The 17326-nt window shown below is 36.0% G+C and carries 13 protein-coding genes; 2 read left to right on the top strand and 11 right to left on the bottom strand.

The window, feature by feature from the left end:
• Positions 1-187: 187 nt before the first annotated feature.
• From HW347_RS01495 to HW347_RS01465, 7 genes are all read right to left on the bottom strand, one after another.
• Positions 188-922 carry an SDR family oxidoreductase gene (locus HW347_RS01495; RefSeq protein WP_214610191.1) on the bottom strand — a complete coding sequence of 245 codons (735 nt, stop codon included), beginning with the start codon at positions 920-922 and terminating at the stop codon, positions 188-190.
• A gap of 22 nt (positions 923-944) precedes the next feature.
• Positions 945-1745, bottom strand: coding sequence for a haloacid dehalogenase type II (locus tag HW347_RS01490; RefSeq protein ID WP_214610190.1), 801 nt, complete (start codon positions 1743-1745; stop codon positions 945-947).
• 52 nt (positions 1746-1797) lie between these two features.
• Positions 1798-2400, bottom strand: a complete 603-nt coding sequence (locus HW347_RS01485) for a TetR/AcrR family transcriptional regulator (protein ID WP_214610189.1) — start codon at positions 2398-2400, stop codon at positions 1798-1800.
• Positions 2401-2714: 314 nt separating this feature from the next.
• Positions 2715-3317, bottom strand: coding sequence for a DUF1684 domain-containing protein (locus HW347_RS01480; RefSeq protein ID WP_214610188.1), 603 nt, complete (start codon positions 3315-3317; stop codon positions 2715-2717).
• 124 nt (positions 3318-3441) lie between these two features.
• Complete coding sequence (locus HW347_RS01475) at positions 3442-4893, bottom strand: ATP-binding protein (protein WP_214610187.1); 1452 nt, start codon at positions 4891-4893, stop codon at positions 3442-3444.
• A 189-nt stretch (positions 4894-5082) separates the two neighbouring features.
• The gene (locus HW347_RS01470; protein WP_155598002.1) at positions 5083-5733 is read right to left on the bottom strand and encodes a hypothetical protein; all 651 of its coding nucleotides are present in this window, start codon (positions 5731-5733) and stop codon (positions 5083-5085) included.
• A 45-nt stretch (positions 5734-5778) separates the two neighbouring features.
• Complete coding sequence (locus HW347_RS01465; RefSeq protein ID WP_214610186.1) at positions 5779-6681, bottom strand: metallophosphoesterase; 903 nt, start codon at positions 6679-6681, stop codon at positions 5779-5781.
• Between the two features lie 115 nt (positions 6682-6796).
• Between HW347_RS01465 and HW347_RS01460 the strand changes: the two genes are divergently transcribed.
• The gene (locus HW347_RS01460) at positions 6797-9175 is read left to right on the top strand and encodes a GAF domain-containing protein (RefSeq protein WP_214610185.1); all 2379 of its coding nucleotides are present in this window, start codon (positions 6797-6799) and stop codon (positions 9173-9175) included.
• Here the strand turns inward: HW347_RS01460 and HW347_RS01455 are convergent.
• Positions 9172-10374, bottom strand: a complete 1203-nt coding sequence (locus HW347_RS01455) for a Pycsar system effector family protein (protein WP_214610184.1) — start codon at positions 10372-10374, stop codon at positions 9172-9174. The genes HW347_RS01460 and HW347_RS01455 overlap by 4 nt on opposite strands.
• Positions 10375-10386: 12 nt before the next feature.
• Here HW347_RS01455 and HW347_RS01450 point away from each other — a divergent pair, with 12 nt between their 5' ends.
• Complete coding sequence (locus HW347_RS01450; RefSeq protein WP_214610183.1) at positions 10387-14139, top strand: metallophosphoesterase; 3753 nt, start codon at positions 10387-10389, stop codon at positions 14137-14139.
• A gap of 16 nt (positions 14140-14155) precedes the next feature.
• Here HW347_RS01450 and HW347_RS01445 read toward each other — a convergent pair whose 3' ends face one another.
• From HW347_RS01445 to HW347_RS01435, 3 genes are read right to left on the bottom strand one after another with little or no spacing between them, the layout of a single operon-like run.
• Entirely contained in the window at positions 14156-15013 is an 858-nt protein-coding gene (locus HW347_RS01445; protein ID WP_214610182.1) for a hypothetical protein, read from the bottom strand.
• A gap of 42 nt (positions 15014-15055) precedes the next feature.
• The gene (locus tag HW347_RS01440; protein ID WP_214610181.1) at positions 15056-15961 is read right to left on the bottom strand and encodes a GyrI-like domain-containing protein; all 906 of its coding nucleotides are present in this window, start codon (positions 15959-15961) and stop codon (positions 15056-15058) included.
• A 24-nt stretch (positions 15962-15985) separates the two neighbouring features.
• Positions 15986-17320, bottom strand: coding sequence for a vanadium-dependent haloperoxidase (locus tag HW347_RS01435; protein ID WP_214610180.1), 1335 nt, complete (start codon positions 17318-17320; stop codon positions 15986-15988).
• Positions 17321-17326: the final 6 nt, after the last annotated feature.

The raw sequence follows: 17326 nt of genomic DNA, 5'->3' as shown, positions 1-17326 counted from the left end.
ATTCGGGTTTTGTATAAATAGTTTTGGATGCTCTGCGCATAAAAAAAGGTCATCTCGTTACAGACTAACGAGATGACCCTAAGTTAAATAATAAACCAGAAGTTCCTTTATGAATTTTAGAATAGCATGCTAAAATTATTAGGTTGATTTATTTTTGGACAGATTTTTACTTAATACATACTATCATTTAAACCAATGCCCCATTTGCACCTATAACTTGGCCTGAAATCCACTTAGAATCATCGCTAGCTAGAAACAATGCAACGCGGGCAATATCTATTGGTTTTGCCAGTCTATTAAAAGCGTTCATAGAACTTAGCTTATCAATAGTTTCTTGCGATTTTCCTTTCATGAATAAATCTGTTTCAGTTGCACCCGGTGCAAGAGCGTTTACAGAAATACCTCTGCCTATTTCTTTTGAGAAAACACGGGTCATTTGCTCTACTGCTGCTTTTGATGCAGAGTATAAGGAATAGGTTGGAAACATTAATTTAACGGTACTGGATGATATATTAATAATATTACCATTATCGGCCAGCTTGGCATCTGCTTCTTTTAGTGTGTTGAAAACGCCTTTTACATTAATATCAAATTGTCTACTAAAATCTTCTTGCGTATTGTCTTTTAGTTTTTTTGAAACCATAACTCCCGCGTTATTGATTAACACGTCTACCTTGCCATAGGTTTTAATGGCTTGGTCAAACAATTCGGTCACTTGAATTTCGTCACTAACATCAGCTTTTACTGCAATGGCCTTACCACCGTTGCTAAGTATAGTTTCTACTGTGTTTTTGGCTTCATCTTCACTGTTTGAGTGGTTTACAATTACTGAAGCTCCGTTTTTGGCCAACAAAATTGCAATTTCTTTTCCTATGCCTCTTGAGGCTCCCGTTACGATGATTACTTTGCTTTCTAGTTTCATAATATTCAATATGTTATTTTGTTTATTTGAGGGCTATTAACTTTTGTGCTATTGGAGTTAGGTTTGACCCAATAATTTCAGGATTAGGAGCTAATGGATATAATTGTGCGCCGGGTCTACTGACAAATGCGCCTCTCCATTTTGCCCAAATTGCTCCAGCAATATCCCAGCCATGCGCAGCAACTATCATACATTCATGGGATTGAATCCCCATTTTTCTGGCAGCCCAATCATAAGCATCTGCATCTGGTTTAAATTTACCCATATCTTCAATGCTTAAGCGTTCATCAAAATAATCAAGCAAACCGGCATTGGTAAATTGAGTCTCTACACCCTTGTTTGAAGAATTGGTAAAGGATACCAATTTATACCCAGCATCTTTTAATTGTTGTAGTGCTGGTTTTACATCTGGGTGCGCGGGTAATGACCTTATAGGACCTAGAATAGCTTCTCTTGCTTCTTCTTCGGTCAATGTTATACCATTATTGGCGGCTACCATTTGTAAAGCTGCTGCGCCAATAATTCCAAAATCATTGTATTGTCTTCCTACGGTGGTAACTAAAGAGTATTGAAGCATAGTAGTAAACCATAAAGGTAAAAGATCACTTTGGTTTCCCAGTACGGCTCCAACACTCTCTTTCATAGCTGTTAGGTCAAGTAGGGTTTCGTTTACATCAAAGAATAACACCTTAGGTCTAATTTCGCTACCTGTTATAAGTGGCTCTGCAGGCTTATTTGCTGCATTGCCGAACTGAGGTATTGTTGCTCCAGCTAAACCAAGTACAGTTGTTTTTTTGATAAAATCTCTTCTGTTGTTTTTCATGAATTAGTAGTGTTTAAAAACATTCTTATAGGTATGTTTTGGGATAAAAAAATTAAACTGCTATTTGTTTTAAGTATAAGGTGAGTCCTGATAAGTATTCGTCTAGGATAGAATCATCATTGTAAAGTTTTCTTATACCACGTATGCCTTCAAATGCACTAATTAAATACACTGCTACGGCTTGGCTAGAGATATTTTTGTTGATGGTGTTTTCTTCTTGACCTCTTTTGATTAATAGAATTAAGGCCGCTTTCCATTTTTCAACAATACTTTTTAAAGCTATTTGATAGGTTGCTTCAAAATCACCTATTTCATTGATGAAATTATTCATAGGACAACCATGTTGTTTATCATAAATTGAAAATGATTTTAAGCGGTGTATGAAAGTTTTTTCTAAAATGTCAAGTGGATTCCCATCACCATACAGAGGTAGAATCATACTGTCACAAACCCGTCTTTCAACTTTTAAAGCAATAACGGCTAAGCCTAATTCTTTCTTATTTTTATAATGATGGTAGAATGCACCTTTGGTAAGCGAGGTAGCTTTCATTACTTTGTCAATACTTGTAGTCTTAAAACCATTCTCATAAAACATTTTAAATGCCTTATCAACAATGATTTGTTTCGTAAGTTCAGACTTTAACTCTTGTTGCATTTAGTAAAGGTATTCAAAAAAATACCATATTGAATGTTTTTAACTTAATGCCAACATTTTCTATACTTATTATGATGCGGAATCTATCTGATTTTTTTTAAGTCGATTTCGAATAAACAAGCAGGTACATTTTTGTCTTTTCGGCTAATTCCTGAAGTGTAGGTTGTTCTCTGAAGTTGTCTTTAATAAACCCAATTACCTCTGCAATCCTGTAATAGTTGTGCTGTTTTGAGTCAACCCTTTTATTAACAACACAAATTTGTGTAGCATTTAGACCTTAATAAATTTGTTTCTCGCTATAGTTGAAATAGGGACTATTTTTTAACAGCTTTCACTCCAGCTTCAATTTTTATATCAAGGTTGTTTTCCTTTGGCGGAATAGGGCATGAGCTATAATTGTTATAAGCGCAGTAGGGGTTGTAAGCTTTGTTGAAATCGATTTCAATACTGTCCGAGTCAGGAATTCTTAAATCAATATATCTTCCGCCGCCATAAGTTTCTTCTCCGTTGGTCAGGTCAGTAAATGGAAGAAATAAATAATCTCTATACTTTTCGGTTTGACGTAGGCTATGACTTTGGTAAATAGTTAATTTGTGCTGTTGGCCTTCTATTTCAAATACAACCTCTCCATATTTTTCATAGGTAGGAGCTCTGTTGGTTGTTGTTTTCATTTTAAACGGCAGCGGGTCTAAAACTCTGGTGAATTTAGCTTTTACACGGTAGGCTTCATTAATTTCATAGAAGTCATGACCAGTAAATTTTTTCTGTTCTTTTTTACTTAAAGGCGACTTCTCCGGATTTTTGAACTCGGCATTCAGCTCCTCTTGAAATGCTTTAATTTTTTCTGCATGACTTTGGTCTTGTGCAAATACTATGGTATTTGTGAGCACCAGGAACATTGCTAATATTGTTTTCATGTTATTTCGTGCAATGATTACTATTATTAGTGATAAGTTTTGTTATGTCAAATAACAAAACTTTGATTATCAGTTGGTTTGATTTAATTCTGTATACTATTGTCAAATAACCATCAAATAAGAATTATGCCCAAAAAGGAATATACTTTTTATATTTCCTAGAATTACTTTCAGGGTCATCTTCCTTTATAACATTATCTTTTAATGCTTCTTTGATAATTCTGGAAGCAATTGCCGCATTTTTACTTTCTATGTTAAATCTTTCTCTCAAAGATTGATTTGTCATTTTATCATTAGAGACATATTTTAAACAGCAATGTTGATAGCAAGCTCTTATTTTATCCTTCTTGTCCATTTGATTTAAAGTCTTGTACGAATACATAATGACTTTTGTATGTTTTTCTTGAATAAGAATGTCAGGTGCAGGTAATTGATACATCTCATTGTAGAAAATTACTTTATCAATTCCGCTTCCTTTTTCTTCGCAAATACCTAATCTTCTCATTAAATCAGCTAATATGTCATTTCTGGATTGATATTCATCAATAAAACGTTCAGGAGTAATAAGTGGTGTTCCAGGATTGGTAATTTCAATTCTATCAGAAAAAACTTCAACCATAGGAAAGCCTTTCTCTTCAAAATCTTGATGAATTATTGCATTAGCCAGTAACTCTCTTACAGCAATTTCAGGATACATTCTTTTGTCATCTCTAAAGGCTTTTCCTATTTCTTCATTAGCAGGTAATTGACTATTTACCCAATCTATTAATCCTTGATAGCCTGAAACATATCCTTTTCTTCCAATTTGTTCGCGTACTGTTTCAATTTTGTTATTGTGTTTATAAACAATAACTCTAATAGCCTTTCTTTTTAAATCAGGAAATTCTTCAAGGTCTTTTGCAAATAGAATCGCACCTAAATTAGTGATTGCGTATTTAGTTGTTTTTTTTATTATTAAACTTTCTGATATGAATTTGTCAATAACTCCTTGTCTGTTTGAAGGATATGGTAGTTTTAGTAAGTCAAAATAGGTTTGTGTATCTAAAAGAGAAACAATTGAATCGCCATCTAAATTTTCTTTTGCTAATTGAAGTTCAAATTTTATGTTATCTTTTTTATTCCAAATTTTTGATTCTTTCTCAGGGAATTCTTTTAGTAATCTAGTGTAACTTCCAATTCTAATATATGCTTGGTTAATAAACTTAACAGGTCTGTTTATTGCAGAAGGAATAACATACATGCTAATATTTATTCCTTTTGAATATTCAAATTCGTAGGTCTTAAAGTCAATCTTTGGGTCTAATCTTTGAATTAACCAATTTTCTAATTCTTCATTTCCTTTAGTGGCTGTTTTTACTTTAAAAGTGGTCCCTTTTATATTGTGGGTTTTATCTTCAACACCAAAAATTAGAAATCCATATTGCTTTTTACTTAGACAAGCACCATTGGCTAAAGCGGATATTCTTTCTCCAATTTCCTCATTAGAATGGAAGTTTAGTTTGAATTCTAGCCATTCAGTTTCTTGCGAATAACTTACTAGGTCTTTTAGAAGTGATTTTAGTTCGGATTCTGTCATTTGTCAAATAACTATCAAATAAAAACCCCTTAGTAATGAGGGGTTTAGTGAGTTGTTGTCGTAAATATACAGTATTCTATCAAATAAGATTTAAGTCGTCGATTTTAGTTACACCATTTTGTTTAGGCTGGCGTGAAACACATCGCTATATATCCATTAAAGATTATAAACGATATATTTTAATACCTTCTACTCTCCAAGCTCAGTAATCTTCTGTTCGTAAAGCTTCTTACTCTCTACGACGGCAACATTCAATTCTTGCATAATACCTTCAACACGACCTTCTATGCTTTTCATTTGGTCATTAATATTATCAAAAGAATTAAGGGCAGCAGCTACTTCTAGGGCTTTTACCACTTCTACGGCATCACCATGTAAGAGTTTTAATTTGTCTATAGCTTTTGATGTATTGGTCAATGTGCCATTATATTTCGTGCGCGCTTTTTGAATGGCACTCAAAAGAGTTTTTTTACTGGTTTCGTCGCTTAGGCTATTGGTCTGCTTTTCCATGGCAGTAAAAAGATTAGTAGCCTTCTCTTTTAAATCTTCGTATTCTTTGTTTAGATTATTTACACGGCGGTCTACTTTCTCCCAATCACCATATACCTTGGCAAATTCCTTATCTTCATTTTTAGTGTCTTCTAAAGCAGCTTTTAGTGCACTTAGAGATTCTAAGCCTCTGTTTACATTTTTATTGGCAGTTTCTTTTTTGCTTTCAAAAGTAGATACTTGACTTTTAAATTTGTCTTTTAAACGAATAAGGTCTTCAGGGCTTTTGTCTTTCCAACATGAAGTTAATACAAGCGCAGTTAGGGCAATAAATAGTGTTTTCTTAAACATGTAATGTAATTATTAGTTAATGGTGGGGTAAAGATACGTATTCTTCTAACTTTTCGTTTTTTGGTAGTCCGTTAGCTTTTGAGGACCTTCCAGCAAAACACGTACTACACGAAGCGTGCCATCATCTGTGGTAGATATTTGCCATTTTATAAGTGAGATACTGCCTTTCTCAATTTCAATACCCGTAATACTACGTGGATGTACACAACTACCGTCATTAAAAAACGGAATGTCTCCAGGTTCTGGAAAGCGTGGGCGGTGGGTATGACCAACAATAGTGATCAAAAGATTGTTCTTTAGTATCCACTTTTTAATACGGCGCTCTACTTTTATAAGTTCTTTATAGTTTTTTGCGGGACTTGTAGGGTCTGCAATACCCCATACCTGTAGTGGTTTCCATAATGCGCGTACCAAGAACCGGCTCCAGCGCCAAAAGGTGTAATTCCACCAGTCTGCCTGATGCCCGTGTGTTAAGAAAATTTCTTGTTCAGTGTCTTTATGCTGCAGTATAATGCCCTCATGATAGGTAATGCCTTCAAAAAGTTCTTTAGATTCCCCATCTATAGGTTCAAAATAGCTGCTTAGGTTCTTCTTTACATATTCTGGGTCTTTATAGACCATATCATGGTTTCCCCAGATCATATGAAGTCTACGGCCTAGATGAAATTTTCGCAAAAGTTCATAAACATTCTTGTGGGCCTGAAAAATAGATTCAAAAAATCGGTTTTCCCAAAGCTCATCACCATCGCCTATTTCGCAATAATCAAACCCTTCTTTGAAATAGAAATTAAGGGCGTGAAAGTAGATATTCCGGTTGTTTGCGAAGTCATCTGCAAAGCTGTTGTCACCCCTGTGGCAGTCACTAAAGAGAATAAATTTCGATTCATCGTCAAAAGGCACCGTTTTGGCAGTTTGGTATGCATTGGATAACCTTGTATTGGACGACATATCGTAAATTTGCATAAATATCTAAAAAAAGCGGTGAAGGGCATAAAGATTGCCTTAACAATACAATATTTTATTTTGTAACTTTAAGAGGGTATTTACGACTGATGAGATGAGAATGGAGAAAAACTACGAAGCAGATTTACCAATTACCCAGCTAATAAGCTTTAACAGGCTTATGGAGCAATATGATGTCATGGCTAAAAGTGATAATATCACCGAGGCCAAAAAGGCACAGCGTATCTTAAAAGCTGCAGCACCGTACCCTGAGCTTCGTGATGGTTTTAATGATGTTTCTTTGCTTAAAAAACATAAGGACATTATTAATATTATTTTACAGGATATTTTTCCGAAAGTTGTTACTAACAATGAGATAAAGACTGCCTCCTTACCGTATAACGATGTAATCTTTAATTCTTCTAAGCGGTTTAAAAAAATATTGAAAGATGCAGGTGGAGATGATTTCATTCCACAAATGCGGAATCTACCAGAACACCAGATGTATATTGTGGCGTGTACGGTTATTCTTAATTTTCACTACGGCTTCAATTTTGATTTTAAAAGACCATTTTTCTACGATATTCCTGATAAAAATGGCGTAATGCGCCACTATAGAATTTTGTACAATGCAGATTTTATGGAAATTTTGCCTACGGATAAGGCAAAAAAACTTACTCAAAAAGATGTTGATGATCTTTTGGATAATTTTGATAATATAGAACTTTGGAAGGAAAAAATTCCGCCGCATAGTTTTATTTCAAAAGGTTTTGTCATTTCCAATATGTTTGACGTAACTGCAGAACATTCTATCTCTGAAATAAAATCTAGCCTGATTGCGAATGACAAGCGCAGCAGTGATAATTTCATGAGCGATTTACAGGAAACTTTTAGATCTTTCTTTAATTCACCAGATATTAAGGTGGGTTTTGTGGAGTATAATGCTAAGGAGAATCGTTTTGAAAAAGTTTTTGCTAATGGCATGGAGAGTTTTCTTTTGGGAGATAAAGATGCGCTACATTGTACAAGTGCTTTATGTAAAAGTTCCTACAGTAGATTATTAGAGCAGAACAGTTATTTTGCTATTTCAGATGTAGATCGTCATTATAAAATTTCTGGAGGTATGGCTCTTTATGAAGGCCTCAAAGAAAAAGGTATAAAAAGTGCTATTCTGGCACCTATTGCAGATGATGGTAATCTTTTGGGTGTATTGGAGCTTGTAGCTTACGAGCCAAATGTATTGAACAGTGTAAATGCTAATAAATTAGAAGATGTAATGCCCTTTATTGTATCGGCAGTACTTCGTTCTAAAGCAGAGGAAAGTAACCTTATTGATGCCGTTATTCAAAATGAATGTACATCGGTTCACGATTCTGTATACTGGCGTTTTGAAGAAGAAGCCAAACGTTTTGTAAAGGATAATTCAGAAGGTAGGAGTGCTACTTTTAAAGAAATTGTCTTTAAAAATGTATACCCATTATATGGTCAAATAGATATTAAAGATTCATCTCAGGCACGCAACACTGCAATTCAGCGCGATTTGATGATTCAACTTTCTACTATAAATAAAGTACTTGAAACTGCATGGCAGAATAGTAAGTTACCTATTTATGAAGAGTTGATGTTTAGGGTGAATAATCATATGGACAGTATTAAAGAAAGCCTGCACACCAACAGTGAGCAAGCTATTTTTAATTTTGTGATGGATGAAATAAATCCTGTGTTCTCTCATTTGAAAAAATCTGATAATGAGTTGAATAATTTGATTCTTTCCTATGAGTCTTCGGTTGATATGGGAACAGATTCCTATTATGATCACAGACGTAATTATGACGAAAGTGTTACGCGAATCAATATGAGATTGGCATCGTTGTTAGATAAGAAGCAAAAGAGTGCCCAAGCCATGTTCCCGCATTACTTTGAGCGGTATAAGACTGATGGTGTTGAACACAACATGTACATTGGTAACGAGATTGTTGGTGATCAAGAATTTGATATGCTGTACTTAAACAATCTTAGATTATGGCAGCTACAGGTTATGTGTGAGATGGAAAATGCGCATTATACTTTAAAGCCTAAACTTGCTGTGCCTTTAGACGTGGCTTCATTGGTTTTAGTTTATAGTACATCACTTTCAATCCGTTTTAGAATGGATGAAAAGCGCTTTGATGTAGATGGTACGTACAATGCCCGATACGAAATTATCAAAAAACGTATTGATAAATCTTACATTAAAGGAACCAATGAACGTTTGACCCAAGCGGGTAAAATGGTTATTGTCTATTCTCAGAAAAAGGATGAGCTAGAATACTTACGTTACATAAAATTCTTGCGCTCTAAAGGTTACTTTACCGGTAAGGTAGAGATTGTGGAATTAGAGGGTCTACAAGGCGTAAGCGGACTTAAAGCTATACGGGCAGATATTCTTTACAAGACCAAAGACAACGACATGGAAAGGACGTATACGTACGAAGATCTTATGAATGAATTGAAGGCCTAGGTAGGTAATTCAATAATTCTTTCTGGACCGTAGAATTTTAGGGCTACAAAAAATGCAATTACAGATAATACCATTCCTACCATAAAGATGGTATACGTCCATCGTAATAGTTTGTATTTTCTATTTAACACAAGACCTAAGAAGTAAAGGTCTTTAGTTAAGGAGTCATATACATATTTCTGGTCTTTAATTAATTCTTGAATGGCCCACTCGTAATCTTCAAGCTTCATCTTATGAAAGTTTCCAAAGAACAATAGGTTTACTTTCTTTTGATTTACGTCTTCCTTGTTAAACTCACCGCTAGTTACATTCGGTCGGGTTGCCAAAACAGACATAATCATAGATATAACACTAAACATGACAAAGATACCAGCAGGAATTACCAAGTAATCATTAGATGGATTATCTAGTTTAGGTATAAGGTTGGTAAGCATCAAAGAAATAATAATTGCATTTACAGATAGAAGAATGTTAGCTTTGGTATCTGCAATATCACTTAATTTTAAATGGTTCCGCATGGTAACGCGGAACATGGTCTGTATACCTCTTTCTGGACTTTTGTTTTTTAATTGAACTTTAAGTTCTTCCTTTTTTCGTGCTTTTTTCTGTTTTTTATCACGTTTCACCAACTTTTTAAGGTTCTCATCTTTACCTTCTTGCCAGTTTTTTATGGCATAGTCCGTGTAGAAACGATGCTCGGTCTGGAACATTTTAATATTGGTACGGCGCCATTCTTTAGTTGAGATTTCGGCAATGCCCAACAGCTGTAATTCTTCCCGCAACATCTCGCAAGTTTCAGTATAACTAGATTGTGCTAAATGAGAAGAATCGGCATCTCTCATAATCTCTTCCATCAAGTTTTGCGGCTCATGGCCTCGCTTGGTAGCCATAATTAGATTGCAGACCGTTTCTATAGTCAGTGGTTCGCAATTTTGCTCGGTCAGAAATTTCTTTGCTATTGCACAGCTATTTTCTTCATGGTTTTCTGAACCTTTTGTGTAACCTGTGTCATGAAGCCACGCAGCAAGCGTTATTGCGTCACTATCAGTAGCGTTTAAGTTATAATAATCAAGCAATTCTTTAGTACTTTTGACAACACGCTGGGTATGCCTAAGATTGTGATACAAATAGTTGGTATCTAATTCTTTGACTAACAGGTTAATTGCAAATTCTTCGGTTTTCGATAGTAAATCCGGCATGAAAAATTATTTATGGTTCCAAATTACAAAATATTGAGAGTGAATAGTGTTCTATTCGGTAAACATTTTGCGCTAATTGCATTGTTAACTCTGTTTTCAGGTTGTGCAACCCTTAAAACAAAGTACGCAAATGAAGAGGGTAAAACAGATGTTCCTACTACAAAGGAGATTTCACATACGTTTTATCTTATTGGGGATGCAGGTCTATCTCCTATGGATGGAATGAACGACGCGCTTAAGATTTTTAAGGACAAATTAGACAAGGCAGATAAGAATAGTACGGCACTCTTTTTAGGCGATAATATTTATCCTGCAGGTCTACCTGACCCTATAGATTCTACCGCTGCCTATATTCTGGCAAAAAATGATTTGGATGCCCAATTAAAAACTCTGAAAGATTTTAAAGGGAAACCCATTTTTATACCTGGTAACCATGATTGGTATACGGAAGGTTTGGTAGGTCTAGAGCGCGAACAGGATTACATTCAAGAAAAATTAGATAGTAAAGACGTTTTTTTTCCGGAAGACGGTTGCCCTATAGAAACTATAGAGGTAAATGATGATGTAACTATTATAGCAATAGATACAGAGTGGTACTTGACCAATTGGAACAAGCGTCCAGATATGAATGACAAGTGTGATATCAAAACCAGAGATTCTTTCTGGTTGGAGCTTGAGGATAAGATTAAAGATAATAGACAAAAGACTACGGTCATAGCTATGCACCACCCAATGTTCAGTTATGGAACGCATGGTGGTCAATATACGTTTAAGTCGCATTTCTACCCGAAAGGGAAAATAGGGCCGTTGCCCATTCTTGGAAGCTTTATAAATGTTTTGAGGAGAACAACTGGTGCATCTATAGAAGACATGACCAACACGAGGTATACTGAGCTAAAAAAGCGTTTGTTGACTTTGGCACAGTATTCAGAAAAAGTGGTATTGGCTTCAGGACATGAGCATACGCTTCAATATATAGTAGAAGAGAATACACCGCAAATTGTAAGCGGTGCCGGTGCTAAGACAGGAGCAACAAATCTATTGAATGGTAGTAAATTTTCAACAGGAGAAAGAGGTTACGCCACTTTAGAGGTGTATACAGACGGCTCATCACAAGTACGTTTCTTTGGAGTTGATGCTAATAAAGACGAAGAGTTTTTATTTACGTCTCAGGTTTTACCTCCAGACAGGACATTTTCTGAGGAAAAGTATTCTGATAAATTTCCGGCTACGGTAAAAGCTTCAATATATACGGAGGATGAAGTAGATAAAAGTGGATTTTTTAATTTTGTTTGGGGAGACCGTTATCGTAAATATTATGCAACAAAAGTAGAGGCTCCAACCGTAAATCTAGACACCCTTATGGGAGGTTTGGTTCCTGTTCATAAGGGAGGAGGACATCAATCTAAATCATTACGATTAAGGGATAAGGATGGCAAAGAGTTTGTTATGCGAGCTCTTCGTAAAGATGCGGAACTGTATTTACAGGCTATGGCTTTTCAAGATCAATATGTAATGGGCGATTTTGAAAACACTTATACTGAAAATCTTCTTCTTGATTTCTATACGGGCTCTAATCCTTATGGGCCTTTTACAACCGGAGAATTGTCAGATGCGGTAGGTCTATTCCACACTAATCCTGTTTTATATTATGTACCCAAACAGTCGGCATTAAAAGAGTACAATCAATCTTTTGGTGATGAACTTTATATGATAGAAGAGCATGCTGGAGATGGCCACGGAGACTTAGAGAGTTTTGGGTATTCTAATGAACTAAAGAGTACGGATAGCATGCTTGAAGATTTACGTGATGACGAGAAATACTCCGTAGATTCTGAATTATATTTAAGAGCAAGACTTTTTGATATGGTCATGGGAGATTGGGATCGTCATGTAGATCAATGGAGATGGGCAGAGTTTGAGGATAAAGAAAATGATAAGATACTTTATAAACCCGTGCCAAGGGATCGTGATATGGTCTATTCAAAACATGGTGATGGCTTTTTTATGAGCTTGGCCACGAGAATTATACCCGGTTTACGTTTAATGGAGGGTTTTAATGAAGAAATACGAAACGTAAAAGGTTTTAACTCTTCGCCAAAAACCTATGTGTTGGATATGGCTCTTTTAACGCAGACCACTCCGGAGGAATGGCAAGAGCAAGCAAAATTTATACGAGAGAACCTTACTTCTGAAGTAATTGATAAAGCGTTTATGCATTTTCCGAAAGAAGTCAGGGATGAGACGGTAGATGAAATTAAAGGTATACTATTGGCTAGAGCAGCCAATATTGAAGAAACTGCCCGTATTTATTACGGAGTTTTAAATAAGTATGCGGTAGTTATAGGTACTGATAAAGACGATTGGTTTGAAGTGAATATCTTAAATGATATGGAAACCGAAGTTAAAGTTTATAGAAACATCAAAGGCAAAAGGAAGAAGCTGTTCTTTGAGAAGGTTTTCAATAAAAAAAGCACCAAAGAAGTATGGGTGTATGGCTTAGATGATGATGATATTTTTGAAGTAAACGGAGACGAAAGAAGTGCCATTAAGATGCGCTTGATAGGTGGGCAAAATAATGATATTTATAGGGTGAATGAAGGCGGTAATATTGCCATTTATGACTACAAAACTAAAAAGAATACTATAGAGGAACGTAGTGGTGCTAAGTTAAAACTGACGGACGATTATAATACCAATAACTACTTGCCTTTGCAAATACGGAATTCGGTGAATCAAATTATCCCAACTATTGGTTACAACCCAGATGATGGGGTTAAAATAGGTTTCAGTGATACGTATACGTTTAACGGTTTTAGACAAAACCCTTTTACGCAACAGCATAAGTTAGATGCTTCCTATTATTTTGCAACCAGTGGTTTTGAATTAGGGTATAGCGGCGAGTTTGCTCATATTTTTGAAAACTGGAACTTACATTTAGGAGCACGTTTTACGAGTCCGAATTTCGCTATTAACTTCTTTGATTTTGGGAACAACACAGATAATTTTGATGACGACTTAGGTTTGGATTATAACCGAGTGCGTTTACAGACGCTTAAGTTTGCACCGGCTTTGGTTTGGAGAGGTGATTTAGGAGCGAAATTTAAAGCAGGGGTTTCTTATGAGTCTATTGAAGTAGAAGAAAGCGATGATAGATTTATTAATACCTATTACCAAGCCAACGGAGAGGAAACTGTAAATAGGTTTGTAGGCGTTGATGCGGAATATTCGTATGCCAATACGGATAATGCGGCATTCCCAACAATGGGTATGTCTACTTCTATCTTAACAGGGTATAAAAGAAGTACAGAAAACGGCAACGCTTTTGGGTACATCATACCAAGTTTAGGTTTTGATTATAAATTAATTCCTAGTGGTAGATTGGTTTTGGCAACAAAATGGAAAGCACATTTTAATATTGGCGATGACTATGAATTTTATCAGGCTGCCAGTATAGGTGGTTTAGATGGGTTAAGAGGTTTTAGAAACCAAAGGTTCACTGGTAAAAAATCTTATTATCAGAATACGGACATCCGCTATAGTCTTAGAAAAATAAAAACGCAATTACTACCATTGTCTATGGGGCTTTATGGAGGTTTTGATTATGGTAGGGTTTGGTTGCCTAAAGAAGATTCCAAAGACTGGCATACTTCTTACGGAGGTGGTTTTTTCCTAAATGGAGCGGATATTGTTACAGCACGTTTAGCACTGTTTAATAGTGATGACGGACTTCGCTTTTCTTTTGGACTAGGTTTTGGGTTTTAACGGCTAGGAAAAAGGCCTATTTAAGGACATATTTGTAAAGGTCTCTACCTTCCCTTTTTGTTTCCTCATCAGAGAGTAGAAGGGTGGTGTTGTCTAAAAAACTTATGGATTCTAATTGAGTGCGTACCAATAAGTCAATCTCTGTTAGGTTGCTACTTGGTAAATTCTCCAAATCTACATTATTAATAGTCCAAATTTTTCCAGTGCTCAATAGAACTACGGTTTTTCCATCAGGAGAAATGTCAGCGGAAGAAATTCTACAGGTATCCCAATCATCACACATAGTTAACTTGCCTAGGTACTCTGCATCGTAATCTCCTTTGGTATCAGGAACTCTATAAATAAGAGAAACACCAGTAAAAGGGTTTGCTCTGTTTTTGGTGAAAATATAGAGGTAATTATTGTAGTGAAAAAAGGCCTCAGCGTCGTAAAGTCGCTCGCTCTTTTTAGGAGGAAAATGTTTTTGCTCTGGGTATTTAAAAGTTATCTTTTCTGCAGTGATGTGGTCTCCGCTTTCTAATTCTGGGTTGGGAAGTTTATAAATAACAAGATTTTTTCGATCACTTTCATTATTGCCAAAATCACCAATATATAAGTTACCTTTCTTGTCTTCCGTTAGATCTTCCCAATCGTGGTTTTTGGCGTTTTTTACTTTTAGTTCCCTTAGTATATTTCCTTCATAATCTACTTGGGTAATGACATCATCATTACCACTGTCTTCTATAAACCAAGCGGAATCCTTCGTGAAAGTGGCTATGCCGGAATTCTCTTTAAGGCTTTTTGGTAGTTCAGTCACATAAGTTAGTTGACCGTGATTTGCACAGCTGTAGAAAAGAAATAGGACTACAACTTTAAGCGAAATTTTTTTTGCCATTGATTTCATTAGAATGCGTTTTAATGAATACAAAGGTAAGTTCTATTCCGATTTTTGTGCTTGTATCGGCATAAAAATTTCGGCTTCCCACTCTAATTCATTTCCACCCATATTTGGGTTGGTGTGAAAGATTTCTAAGGGCTCTTTTGTAACTCTAATTCCGTTTTTATCGGCGTAATCAAGCAATGCGTACCACGCACGGTCAGAAGTCAAATAGTTACCATTATATACCGCTTTAATGGCTTTTCTTTCTTTAATTTCTTTGTAGACAAATCCTTCGGCTTTAGGAAGGCTATCTGTTTTAATTATAGGAAAACAAAAATTATAGGCAATACTATCATTTTGTGTGTTCCATTGTTCTACTTCTACTAAAGGACGTCCATCAAGTTCAATACTATTTTTGGCCATGAAACCACTTAATTGCGAGTAATGATTCATCATTCCTTTTACCTTTTCTAATTGCGTATTCTTTAAAGGAACACATGCGCAGTACTTTTTAGGAATAATAGCTTCGCCAATAATTGTTGTTTTGAAATTAGAAAGATGGCTTTTTAGAAGCGTGTAAACCTCCTTTACCGTACTTTTTGAGCGTTTTTCAAAATCAGTGTCTGAAAAAGGGAGGAGAATTCTGTTCTTTAAGCTGTTCTCGCTATCTGTAACGTACACTTTTACTTGCGAAATAGAATCGTTCAATGGTGCAATCTTCCAATTAAAAGAAAGGGTTGTGTCGTTTAGAACAATTGTACTAGTAAAATCAGATAGGCTCTTTTGCTCTTGAAAATTAGCATGACCTTTTTGGCTCGACCAAAACTTGACAATTTGATTTACCGTACCTGATGATGCCTTTGTTCGGAACCGAACTATATAATCTTGAGGCATGATAAAAAGATACCATATAAGCCCCACTACTAAAAGAGCGGATGCGACTAGCGCAATTTTTTTGGACATGAAGCTTAGTTTTGAACTGTTGCTTTATTTTTTTGCCATATTAAGGTTGTCAACTACAAACTTGCCGAGGTCCCTTCCTTGTTTTACACCTACTTCTATAGCAGATCGGTAGTGAATGCCTCCGTACATACGGCTAATTGCTGCCTCATCTGCTGCTTGCTTAAACGAAGTAAAACTACGAATGGGTAATCCATAAGGTGTTTCCGTATCGTCATCAAAAGCAAAGTCATCACCAAACACATCTGTTAGCGCTACGGATGCAGCTCCTGAAACAACACTGTGTCCACTGGTATACTCTGGAAATGGTGGTGTTTGCAAAACAGGCTTCCAGCTATCATTTATATGTTGGTTGATTAATGTTTCTGGGCGAATAAGGTTACTTCTGTATTTCTCGTCCCAACAGCTGATAAAAGCGTCTGCCATAGCAACGGATGCTTTGGTATAAGCGTACAAAGCTTTGTGGAAATCACTATTGGTTTTACGTGCTGCAATTTTTGCTATTCCCATCCAGTGTGCACCTGGTGTAATTTTCTTGGTAGCGAACATCAAATGGCCGCGAGTAACCGAAACATAAGGATTGCAATCCCAAAATTGAGCGATTTGAATTTCTTCGGAAGTATCGCCTTCTTCGGTAATTCTATTACTGATGTCGTAAACTTCTTTAAGTTCTTTAAAGAAAGGCGAATCTTTCTCAAGTGAAAATGCTGGAGGTGGAATTGGTTTGAACTGAGCAGCAGAATCAATGACAAAAGTTCTAATTTTATTCCAATGGGGTTCAATACCATCCATATATGCGGGTGGTGTAGGCTGCCATCTTGTTTCATCATCTGCATCTACCGTAAATTTTGGCATCGTACGCGTTTGCGCATAGTTGTCCTCTTTCATCCAAGCAGCTATATGATCCGCTACTTGCAGGCCATATTCTTTTGAACTGGTAAATAAAACAGGGTTCTTGCCTTTCCAAATTGTATAAAGGCTATCACGCAACATTTCCATGCGGTCTTCCGAGAATATCAACCTCTTGCTAAGCTCCATATGAGCAACCATAGCGGCAAGGTCATAGTTTACGGTATCAATGGTGCTTGGCGAAGGAATGGCTGTAAGACCGTTAAGTTGTCCGGCCAAAGACGTATAATTCTCGTCTGCCATAGCAACTATTTCATAAGCAGCAATATTTGGATAAGCAAAAATTCTACTGGCTACAGGAGGGGAAAATATATCATGAATCATAATATCCGTTACCTGGTTTATAGAAGCATCAAGGTCTTCTGGGGTAATGGTTATAGGCTCTTCTTTTTGTGGAGCTTTACAGGAAATCGCAAAAATAAGCGATAGTAATGCGGTAATAATCTTGTTCATTTGTTC

The organism is Zobellia barbeyronii (assembly GCF_018603515.1).
Lineage (GTDB): Bacteria > Bacteroidota > Bacteroidia > Flavobacteriales > Flavobacteriaceae > Zobellia > Zobellia barbeyronii.
The sequence above is the reverse complement of the archived record's forward strand: the minus strand, read 5'-3'. Positions and strand labels throughout refer to the sequence as shown.